The sequence below is a fragment of the Corynebacterium yonathiae genome (assembly GCF_027570195.1).
Lineage (GTDB): Bacteria > Actinomycetota > Actinomycetes > Mycobacteriales > Mycobacteriaceae > Corynebacterium > Corynebacterium yonathiae.
Window position 1 is genome coordinate 23,718 of record NZ_JAKMUZ010000024.1, and the last position, 11,427, is coordinate 35,144.

General features: G+C 55.8%; 5 protein-coding genes and 1 pseudogene. 5 read left to right on the forward strand and 1 reads right to left on the reverse strand.

Annotated elements, in window-relative coordinates:
* The first annotated feature begins 54 nt into the window (after positions 1-54).
* From L8V22_RS10865 to L8V22_RS10875, 3 genes are all read left to right on the forward strand, one after another.
* The gene (locus L8V22_RS10865; protein WP_269966540.1) at positions 55-6,384 is read left to right on the forward strand and encodes a tape measure protein; all 6,330 of its coding nucleotides are present in this window, start codon (positions 55-57) and stop codon (positions 6,382-6,384) included.
* Entirely contained in the window at positions 6,385-7,119 is a 735-nt protein-coding gene (locus tag L8V22_RS10870; RefSeq protein ID WP_269966541.1) for a phage tail family protein, read from the forward strand. It begins immediately after the preceding gene.
* Between the two features lie 78 nt (positions 7,120-7,197).
* Entirely contained in the window at positions 7,198-8,175 is a 978-nt protein-coding gene (locus tag L8V22_RS10875) for a hypothetical protein (protein WP_269966542.1), read from the forward strand.
* On the opposite strand, the gene L8V22_RS11715 is transcribed toward L8V22_RS10875, so the two are convergent.
* On the reverse strand, positions 8,153-8,794 hold the full coding sequence (locus L8V22_RS11715) for an NUMOD4 motif-containing HNH endonuclease (protein ID WP_420840008.1): 642 nt from the start codon (positions 8,792-8,794) through the stop codon (positions 8,153-8,155). The two genes, L8V22_RS10875 and L8V22_RS11715, sit on opposite strands and share 23 nt — an antisense overlap.
* A 121-nt stretch (positions 8,795-8,915) precedes the next feature.
* On the opposite strand from L8V22_RS11715, the gene L8V22_RS10880 reads away from it, so the two are divergent.
* Together L8V22_RS10880 and L8V22_RS10885 are read left to right on the forward strand one after the other, a co-directional pair.
* Positions 8,916-10,484, forward strand: coding sequence for a hypothetical protein (locus L8V22_RS10880; protein WP_269966543.1), 1,569 nt, complete (start codon positions 8,916-8,918; stop codon positions 10,482-10,484).
* A gap of 65 nt (positions 10,485-10,549) precedes the next feature.
* A pseudogene (locus L8V22_RS10885) lies at positions 10,550-11,427 on the forward strand (hypothetical protein); the annotation flags it as partial.

Below are 11,427 nucleotides of genomic sequence, written 5' to 3' on the forward strand. Positions count from 1 at the left end.
TTTAATATGGCTGCTGGTTTCGTATCAGTCCCGGTTATCCCAACCTTCAAAGGTATGTCTAAGGAGTTTTCTGAGCGCTTGGAGAAGCCAGCTAAGGCTTCCGGTGAGCGCGCCGGCAAAGCCATGTCTGAAGGCGTGGGGTCGGGGGTTGAGAACCTCGAGCGTCAGGTTAAAGCCTCCTCATCTAAGCTGCAGGACCTGGACCGTGCTTATGAGAAGTCTGCATCCAAGCAAGCAGCCCAGAAAGAAAAGCTCGAGGCTGCAACCCTGAAACTTCAGGACGCTGAGGATAAGTACCAGGCGGCTCTGGAAAAGGGCGATAAGGGCGTTGCTGAGTTGGCTAAGGTCAAGGAGGCTAAGGCTCGTGTTATCGGCGAGACTGAGAAACTAGAGCAGGCTGAGATTAATACCCGCGTAGCGGAGCAAAAACATAAAGACCAGCTTGACGACTTGCAGTCCACTCTGTCGCGTTACGACCAGGCGCAAGACGAATTAGCTGACCAACTTGGCGTGACCCGGGAGGAGCTGTCCAAGATGGGCGGCGAGTTCTCCGACCTGGACGCTGCCATGGAGGATTCCTCCAATAAGGCTGAGGGATGGGGGGCACGCTTCGCAGGCATGCTGAAGCCGCTGGGCAAGCTTGGTGGTATCGCCGTTGGACTTGCCGGTATCAACAGTGTGGCCGGAACGCTGCAGGAGGGCTTTGACAAGGTCACCTCTATTGAGGACACGACCGCCTCTCTGGGCATTCTGATGGGGTCTGCTGAGGAAGCCACAAAAGTTATGGGGGAGCTGGAAGAGTCTAACCAGAACACTCCATATTCGTTTGATGCATGGGCCGGTGCTGGTAAAAATCTCATTGCTTTCGGCGTGGAAGCAGATAAGACTGCTGGGATTGTCACCGCTTTGGGTGAAGCTGCGTCTGCGTCTGGTAAGGGCGAAGAGGCGCTGAACTCTATGGCCGATGCGTTCGGTAAGGCTGCCGCATCAGGCAAGATTTCCATGGACACGATTAACTCCCTGTCACAGGGTGGTGTCCAGGGCTTGACGATTCTGGCGAACGAGTTCGGTGTTACGACCGAAGAGATGCAGAAGATGATTTCCAGCGGTCAGGTCTCCGCAGAGGAAGGAATCGACGCGCTCACCAAGGGTATCCGTGAAGGCTCGGAAGGTATCGCCGGTGACGTGGCTTCCATGTCCGGCGTTATGGGCAAGATGGCGGAAACTACGTCCGGTCGCCTGACAAATATGAAGGCCGCTTTCAACAATGCGGCGAAGTCTGTGCTAGAGGAGCTTAATCCGCTAATTGGCGCAGCAGCGGAGAAGATGACCGACTGGACGTATGCAGGCATCGACCTTTTCAAAACCTACATGGTGCCGGCTATCCAAGACGGTGTTGAAGCTGCGAAGAATGTCATGGAGACGATTAAGCCAGCCCTGGAGGTCACTCGAGATGTCCTGAAGTCTGTAGTGGGGTGGCTCAAAGACGCAGCTGAATGGATTTTGAAGAATAAGGACTGGATTAGTTCACTGGCTGTGTCGGTTGGCGTTCTTGTCGGGTCTTATAAGGCCTGGATGAAATACCAGAAGATTATGGCTGCCGGCGGGTTCGTCAAGTGGCTTATGTCTGGTGTGAAGGCCACGAAGCTGTGGGAGGCGGCCACTAAGGGCGCTGCCGCAGCGCAGAAGGTCTTGAATACAGTGATGAAGGCTAACCCGATTGGGCTTATCATCACGGCTGTTACTGCGCTGGCAGCTGGTTTGACCTGGTTCTTTACCCAAACAGAGACCGGCAAGGAACTGTGGTCACAGTTCATGGATATTTTGAAGTCTGGATGGGATTCCGTCAAGGAAAAGATGTCTGGCTTCTTCGATTGGGCGAAAAACCTGTGGGATAGTGCGGTTGAAAAGTTTCGTGAGGCGCGTGAAACGATGGCGCCGGTTATCGAGACAATTCAGGAAATTGCACAGACCATAGTCGAAAAGGTTGCTGGAGCGTTCACGTGGCTGGGTGAAAAGGCGGCTGCGGCATTCACTACTGTGTCGGAGTGGATTGGCACGTTCTTGACCTTCCTGCAGGAGAACGTATGGCCTGTTGTTGAATCCATTCTGGGCTTCGTTGGTGATGCTTTCACTGCCTTGTGGGATGGTTTGTCCTGGGCGTGGGAGAACGTTATCCAGCCGGTGTTTAACGGTATTTTGGAGCTGGCGAAAATCACGATTGGTGTTATCGCCACCATCATCTTGGCCCCGCTGCTTATCGCCTGGAATCTTCTATCCTCTGCTATCCAGTGGGCGTGGGAGAACGTCATTCAGCCGGTGTGGCAGGCGCTAGCGGACTTCGCCATGAACACGTTGTGGCCTGCGCTGCAGAGCGTATTCCAGTGGATTGGTGACGCTTGGCAGTGGCTGTCGGATAAGTTCTCCGCAGTATGGGGCTGGATTCGAGATAACGTCCTAAACCCCATGGTGGACTTCTTCCAGAACACCCTGTGGCCAATCATTCAGTCGGTCCTCGGCTGGATTGCGGATAAGTGGAACTGGTTGTCGTCGATTCTCTCCACGGTATGGGGATGGATTCGTGACAACGTAATTCAACTTATGATTAATGGATTCCACCTGATTTGGAATACGGTATCCGCGGTCGCGGGCTGGATTTCTGATAAGTGGAACTGGCTTTATGGCATTCTGCTGAACATCTGGAATTGGTTGAATGAGAACGTCATTCAGCGTCAGATTCGCGGATTCCACCGAATTTGGGAAGCTGTCCTGTCTGTTGCTGGTTGGATTGCTGACAAGTGGAATTGGATGTCCGACCGTCTGCACGCCACGTATCAGTGGATTAATGACAATGTGTTTACGCCGTTCCGTGGTGCACTTGACCGCCTGAAGGGATTCTTCGGCACGGTTGTTGATGGTATTAAGACGGTGTGGAATGGGTTGAAGTCGGCGCTTGCTGCTCCGATCAACTTCATGATCAATACCGTGTACAACGATGGTATCGCTAAGGCGTGGGATACCATCGGTTCGTTCTTGCCGTTGAATCCGAAGACGGCTAAGAGGTTGAGTCCCATCGGTGGTTATGCCACTGGTGGTGCTATCCGTGGACCGGGTTCTGGGACGTCGGATGATATTCCTGCGTGGCTGTCAAATGGCGAGCACGTATGGACGGCTAAGGATGTGCTTAAGGCTGGTGGCCAGCAGGCTGTTTACGCTATGCGTGATGCTATCCAAAATGGGCAGGCCTTTAGCTTCGACGGTAATGACTTGACCTTATTGCCTAAGCATGTGGATAACAAGAAGGGTGATCTTCTTGGTGCGGCGCCGTCGTTGTTCCCGGCGTTTAAGGATGGTGGCGAGGTTCGCCCGATGTGGGAGCTTCAGTTGGAGCGTGCTCACAAGTGGGCGAAGTCCCGTAGTGGACGACCGTATGTTCTGGGCGGGTCTGCTGACGGTGCTGGCGGTACTGACTGCTCCGGTTTCATGTCCGGTATTGCGGATGTGATTGGCGGCGGTACTGGTGCTCGTCAGTGGGCTACCATGGCGTTTAACGGTGGTGGCAACCAGCAGCACCCGTCTGGCCCGCAGGGTTTTGTCGCGGGTCTTAAGGCGCACACATTTTCTATTGGTGTGACGAACGGAGGTGCTGCAGGCGGTCACACTGCCGGTACCCTTGGTGCGACGTCGCGTATTGGCGCGGTTAACGTCGAGTCCGGTGGTTCACCATCCCTGGTGAAGTACGGCACTGGTGCTGTCGGAGCTAACGATTCGTACTTCACTACGCATTATCACCTACCGATTGGCCCTGGCGGCGCGTTTGTCGTCGGTAAGGGCAGTGGTGGACCGTCGCCGGAGCAGATGATGAATTTCATCCTCGATAAGGCTAAGGGCGCGATAAATCACATCCTTAATCCGATTGAGTCGATGTTGCCGTCTGGCCCGCCCGCGTGGAAGGAAATTCCTCGCGGCGTGTACCGCGCCGGTAAGGAAGTCTTACCTAAGGGGGTTAAGGCTGGTGTGGATGCGCTCGGGGACGGTCTAAGTACTGTCTATGAGGCAGCGTCCGAGGTTGGCGACATTGTTAAGTCTGCTGGCAAGTCTGCTACTGAGTGGGCTGGTGAGAAGCTCGGTCTGTATGACCAGGGTGGTTGGTTGCCGCATGGTGGGCTTGCTCAGAACCTGTCGGGCAGGCCGGAGCCGGTGTTTACCGCATCGCAGTGGTCGAGAATGTCGGATATGATTCGCTCCTTGGGCGACTTGGTCCCTGCGATTGAGGGGCAGACTAAGGCGATTGCCAAGGCTGTCGATGACACGGAAGCCTGGGTATCCAAGACTGTCGGCGATATGCAGGACTGGATGCTTAAGGCCGGTGATTACAACAGTATCGAGGGCATTAACGCCCGCCAGGGTGTGCGTCGTGTTCTTGATTTAGGTATCGACCTGCCGGGGGCTGACGTTGTTAAGTCCGTTCTTGATGGTGAGGATGCCCTGTGGGATTCTCGTGCCCGCGCCGCAAAGAACATGGAAAATGTTGCTGCGAAGGAGGACGCTCTTCAGAAGGCACGTCAGTCTGCTGGAGAGGCGCAGCAAAAACTCCAAAACAGTTCGGAGGAGGATAGAAAGAAGAACGCTGAAGAGGCAGCTAAGGCTAATGAAGAGGTGGCTAAGGCGGAGCAGGAGTTAGCCGCTGCGAGGAAACAGCAGGCTATGGACCTGGACAATATTGTTCTGGTGTCGCAAGAGCAGGTCACTGGTTTTATTCCTATGGCTGAAAAGTTTGCGGACCAGCTGGTTAGTCTTGGTGTTCCTGCCGCTGCGGTGGGTGCCGGTTTGGCGCAGTTTACTGGCGGACTATCTGCTGTGGCTGCGCTTATTGGTCCTGCTGGTATCACTCTGGGTATGGCTCTGGACATGGTGAAGATTGCTATTTCTATCGTCAAGGCGATTGTTGGGGCGATTAAGAAGGTAATCGCTAAGGTCAAGGAGCTGATTGGCAAAATTAAGGAATTTATCGCCAAGGTTCGTAAGGCTCGACTGGATGCGCTGAAGACTCTTGCTGATGGCTGGGCTATCGGCGCGGATTACGCGAAGCTGGTGGTGGACCTGCAGGGCAGGGTTACCTCGTTGCAGCAGGCTCTGATTCGTGGTGCGAATGAGCAGCGTGAAGCAGAGTACAACCTGATGCTGGCGCAGCATGACCGCTACATTGCGGAAGCAGAGGGCGCGTTGAAGGTGGCCGAGGCCCGCATGGCGTTGGATGAAGAAATCCGACGCGGCGCGGTTGCCGCCCAGTTGAAGATGATGGGCCTGCATGAGGACTGGGATTCCTACATGGCCTATCAGGCCTTGGAGGCTCAGGGCGTGTTGGAGGAGTGGTCGGATGCGGCTATTTCTGCGCTGTTTACGTATGAGAAGGCGCGTGCTGAAGCCCTGAAGGGTGAGGTTTCTGCCCGTCTTGACCAGATTAAGGCAGAGGCCGCTCTGGCTGAGGCGCAACGCCAGAACATGCGTAACCAGCAAGACCTACTGAAGGCGCAGGAGCGTCTGATTCGCATGTCCGCCCAGGTTGCGGGCATCGAGTTAGAGGATGCTACTGGCACCGCTGAGATTGCGAAGCTCATGGCTGAAATGGCTGAGGTTAAACAGGCCATGGACCAAAACACTCTAGGACGCTGGGGTGCCGCCATGGGTGCGCAGGGGTCTCGCGCTAATGAGTATCGTGGCCAGAAGGCTCACTATGATGCTTTGCAGCAGGCGCTTTTTGCGGTAGCCGGAGCAACCGGAGCAAACATCGACCAGGGCAACCTGGACCGCACACTCAAACTAATGGGGCGTGCCGCCTATCGCGGCAGCGACCCTATGGACGTGCTTCGCTCCCGCATGCCGGAGTTGGCGCAAGCTGAAATGGCACTACGAGTCAATGATGCGCTGAAGCCGATTTATGATGCCCGAGACCAGCGGGACGATTTAGCCCGCAAGGTTGAGGACTTCACGGCTGAGGTTGACCTGTACGAAAAGACCACACCGCTGGAGCACACGCTTAAGGGGCTGGACTACACGATTAAATCGTTGGAGCAGTCCTCTGAGGCGTGGGCTGATGGTAACGAGGAGCTACGCGGTGAGTATTTGGCTGCGGCTAAGGCAAATCGTGACGCGGCTGAGGCTGCTGGTGTGGATTGGAAGCTGGACTCGAAGTACGCGAATGCGGGTGTTCGGGACCAGCTTCGTCGTGAGACAACTATTCACCTTGATGGGGAGAAGATGTACACGGCGGACCAGATTGATGAGTTGTTGGCGGAGGTTACTGCCGGAACTAATGGTTCGTACAAGATTGTCCGGTCTGCTAGTGATGTTGCTGTTTCTCGCAGGAAGGAGCGGGTCTAATTGCTGAATGTGGTGTTGATTACCGCTCTGGGTGATGAGTGGCGCTTGTCTGGCACTGACCAGGAGTCGGAGGTTCTTGCCCCGTATGGGATGTTGGAGACGCTTAAGCCGGAAGTAACCCGGTCTGATTTGCAGGTCCCCGGTGGTGCTGGTGTGCTGCCGGGGGCGCGGCGTTTCGGGCCTATTTCTACCGTGCTGGAGTTCTACCTGAAAGCCCGTGAAGGTGAGGACCTGGAGGACACGCACCGTAGGTTCCGTCAGGGGTGGGCTGCAGCAACGTGGTCTAACCCGTGCGTGATTAGCATCGAGTCGGATAACCCACTGTCCCCGTTGACATTTGAGTTAGTGGTGGATGGTGTGTTGCCGGGTGTGTCGGTTGATATGCGGAGGCGTTCGGCGGCGACTTTGTCTGTGCCGGTGTTATGTGCTGATGGTGTGGCTAAATCATCAGTGATGACCGGGACAGAAAAAGTCACAGTGACGAATCACGGTGATGTTAATGTATGGCCCAAAATCCGCTACCAGGGCGCTGGGGGAGTGGTAACCAACCCTTCTGGGGCGAAGTTCACCCTTCCACGCGCCGCGGAGGAAACCATCATCGACCTGAACCCTCGTGTGCTTCGCCTAGACGGTGCATTCCCTGAGAATGTGCCGCCGGGCGACACTGGGGTGTGGGTGTTGCCGGCGGGTGCGCAGCTCGAGTGGACACTCGGCGTTGCTGACCCGTGGAGCTAAAAAGGGGACTTTAAGCATTCGGAGGTGTGGTCCCGCCTCCCCTTTTTTATGACTAACTGAATTTTGTGAGGTGTGAGCGTGGCCGATTGGGCATCGTGGAAAAAGACCGTTGACTACACCGTTAAGACCCAAGGCCGCTGGTACGGAATTGGTGACAGCGACGGAAACCCGCTGTTTACGCTTCCGATGCCATCAGAGCCGGATACGCCTGAACAGTGGATGGAGTCGGCAGACCTGCAAGTGAAGTTCCCCGCCCGTGAACCTGATGGGTCGGTGAGCCGCGCAGCAGAACTTCTGGTGATGGACGCACTAGACAAGTTCGACCCGTCCGGCCAGTTGCCTACCGCCGAGGGCGACTACATGCTCCTAGCGGCATTCCCTGGCCCTGGTGGTCGCGTGGTGCGTCGTGGTGGGGCAATCGTGCATGCTACTGCGGACGATGAGGACAATGATGGTGTCCCGTCGGAGATTACAATCAACGCCCTGAATTGTATGGACGTGTGGCACACAATTCCGGCTGTGTCGTGGCCTGCCGCGTGGTGGAAAGCAGAACCATACGAGGTGGGGTCGGACGAGTCGGGGATTGAGTATCAGCGCAAGCGGCTGATGGCCCGCGTGGAATTGGCAACGAACGCGATGTTTGTATGGAAGCACGGGCGGGCTGCATTTGTGATTCGCCGCTTGGCGCAGGAGTCCCTAGACGCTGTGATGAGGTCTCAGGCGGACCCTGATGGCGTGAAGTGGGTCGACGACCCCTACCACGTGGTGGAAGTACCGGAAAAAGATACGTCAGAGGAAATCAGCCTAGAGGCTCGTGATGGTTTCTTGTGGGAGACAGTGTCTAAGCAAGCAGAGAATGCTGGCGTGATTCTGGGGGCTTATATTTGGTGGCCTGGTGATGAGCCGGTTCGGTGCTGGTCGCAGGCCACGTCGAGTATGAGCCCGCGAGATGTGGATATCACGCCGAGTGAGGGGGAATCATCCCGAACTCTGGGATATCGGGAGTTTCCGCATGCGGTCGTTGTCCTCACTGTTAAGCAGATTGAGGGGAAATAGATGAGGACATGATCGTCTGATAGTAGGAATCTGTGACGGCCTGCAGGTCAGGTTTTAAGTGCGGGGAGTGCCGGACTCTCGCCCGCCCCCGGCTACATGCCAGACAGCTTCGAAACCCATGTTTAAGGCTTGAAGGAACAAGATTCGGAAGCTCCAGTTTGTGCCCTAGCGGGCAAATCTTCTTCCTTGTTTCATGATGAGTTCCATTCGCGACCCTGTCGGCTGATGAATTCCCGAAATCGAGTTGACGAACGGTGTTTTCCCAGGCAGTCATATACCTCAGGTTATTGAGCCGGTTGTTCTTTCGGTCGTTGTCGGCATGATCAACCTGCATCCCCTCGGGGCAAGCCCCCAAAAAAGCATCCGCCACTAGACGGTGAACATACTTCGCACGCTGGACTCCGCCGGAAGCAAGAAGCACTTGGAGATACCCAAACCCATTGTCACTCGATTTTAATAATTTTCCCTTCCATTTCCTGCCATCACTCAACAATCTATCGACCCCTCGAACTCGTCCAAGGTCGCTGACTTCGTACGCGCCCTCGTACCCGACGACGGGCCTCCAGACTTCAGTATCAAACAGTGTAGGCTGATTGGCAGCCATAACATCACGCTCCATTCGTGTGTTGTGGTTAGGCCCGTGCCGGTGTTGGTAGCACCTGTACGGGCCGTTCTTATTTCCCCAGTATACACCATAAAAACATGAATCGACTCACTAAAAAGAAAGGAGGTCGAGCAAATTGCCAACGCCTTATCTTATTGCTGACTCAGCACAGGTTACTGTCCTACGGTCCTTGGCCTCTACCGCGTTCGGTAAATACAGTTTGGCCCTACCCGAGGGTGTCGACCTCGAGGATGTGTATGAGGTTAGCGCGGCGGGTAATGAGCTGGCCTACGTGTCCAGCCTTGGTAGTAAACGGCGCGTGGGTGGCATGTTCCGCAGGTTCGTCAGGGCGGACGTGAATATCACCGCCCAGGGGGAGGACATGGTCCCCGCGTCGGATGTGGAGCGGGTGCTAGATGAAGCTGCGAAGCGTGTGTCTGGGGATTTCTTCCTAGAGTCGGATATTACAAGGGCTGGTCTTGGCCCGTGGGTGCCGATGGTGGATTTTCAAGTTGGGGATATTGCCAACGTTGAAATCTGGGGGCGCGTGGTGCCGCTGGCGGTGACGCGGATTGAGCCGAAACGAACGGACCATTCGGATAATGACTGGTCAGTTCACGTTGGCGGGCAGCTGCTTTCTGATTCTGAAGCCCGTCTGGCGGAGAACACTGATATTTATAACGCAGTGGTCAGCGACCGGCGTGAACTGGCTGGATTAGACGGCAAAATCCGCACCGAGACCAATAATCGTAAAGCCGACGTGGAGTCTGTGCGTGGAGTGTTGACTGGTGAGGGGGAAGGCCAGGAGGATTTGTTGGCCTCTTTGGCGGGGCTGAATGAGCAGCTTCAAAAGACTCAGGCTTCCCCACAGCCTGGTCTCATTCCCGCGTATATTGCGCTTAACACGCGCCTGTGGGAGGTGCAGCAGGAGGTCAATGCGAAGAATGAGGAGTTTCAACGCCTGACCGCCGAGCTTGATGCTCAGCAGTCGGAGCAGATTGAGCAGATGCAGGAGGTGCAGAAGCAGCAGGCTCTGGAGTCTCAGGGGCGTATGCGGGAGCTTATGGCCACTCCTGGTGGTACGTCTGACCCGAATGTGAAGGTTACTCGTGAAGCTAATGGCAGCTGGCGGTTTTCTGTTGAGGATGCTGTCAAGGGGTCGATGCTGCACGCGAAGTGGTACAAGGGCACTTTTGGTGAGGGCGAGAGTGTCACGGTGGATTTCGAGGACATTCGCGTGATTGATAGTGATGTGCTGTCGTTTAATCCTCCGCTGAGCACGCCTTATATCTTTTTGCGGTGGGCTGAGGCCCAGAAGAAGCAGGTTACGGTGGATCGGTTTAGTGGCCCGTGGTCTATATCGCGTAGCACGTGGTCGAATGTTTTGACTGTGAATGCTCCTGCTAAGACTGCGGAGCAGGTGGCGCTGCGGTTGAAGGTTACGTGGTCAGCAGCTACGTATGACGATACTTACGGTATCCGTATTCGTGCTGGTGGCAGGGTGTTGCAAGAACGGATGATGGAGCATTTGGGGCCGTGGAGCTTTTTGGAGAATGGCCGTCGATGGATGTCTGTGACGGTGTCTAATGCGACGGTGGAGCCGGGTGAGGATATTACGGTGGATGTTTATTCGACGGCGACGCTTGCTGGTGGGCGTCGAGTGGAGCAGGTGGAGCTTACTGGTACGTGGATTGAGGAGGTCTAATGCCAACTATTAAGGGTAATTTGTTGTTTGTGTCGTCGAGGGCGGCGCAAGTTAGTGAGGTGTGGGTGCGTGCCCCAAAGGTGCGTACTCATGCGGAGGGTTTGGTCACGACGGGGAATGACCACTTCCCGGTGATTGATGGGCAGGTGGAGTTTACGGCTGTGCCCGGGCCGGCTGTGCTTGCCCTCATTAGCCAGGGCCGTGCTGTGGACACGGTGCCTATCGTGGTGGGGGAGTCGGACTCGCAGACTTTGCGGCAGGTGGTTAATGCTGCGGAAATTGCGGATGATGCCACGAAGCGCGAGATTGAGAAACTCGCCGCCCAGGCAATCCATCTGGTGGATTCCTCTACGGAGAATGTCCGCAAAGCTCAGGATGGTGCTACCCGTGCCGAGAAAGCGGCGGGCGAGGCTAAGAAGTCTGAGCAGAATGCTATTTCGTCCGCGTCTTCGGCTAATAAGTCCTCGATATGGGTGTCCGAAGCGGAGGACCGTACGCAAAAGTACGCTAGTGCTGCTGCTCAGTCTGCGTCAGAAGCGAAGGGTAGCGCTACTAGCGCTAAGCAAGACGCTGACCGTGCCGAAAGCATCGCCGATAGTACAAGTTGGGATGGTGACAAGCTCACCGTCAACGGAAAGACCAGCCCCTCACTCACCGGCCCTAAAGGCGACCAAGGCCCCAAAGGCGACCCAGGCCCCAAGGGTGACCCGGGCGCGTCCACCTGGAATGACGTGACAGGCAAACCCGTGGCTGTGAACGGCTCTGGCAACCCTCCTGAGGCGGTAGGTTCCTACTCCACTGCGTTAGGCATGTACGCGCAGTCGGGGGGCGACTACTCCACTGTGGTGGGCATGTACGCGCAGTCGGGGGGCGACAGTTCCACTGCACTGGGTATGGGCGCACGTGCAGCGGGTGAAAGTTCCACTGCACTGGGCAGGGCATC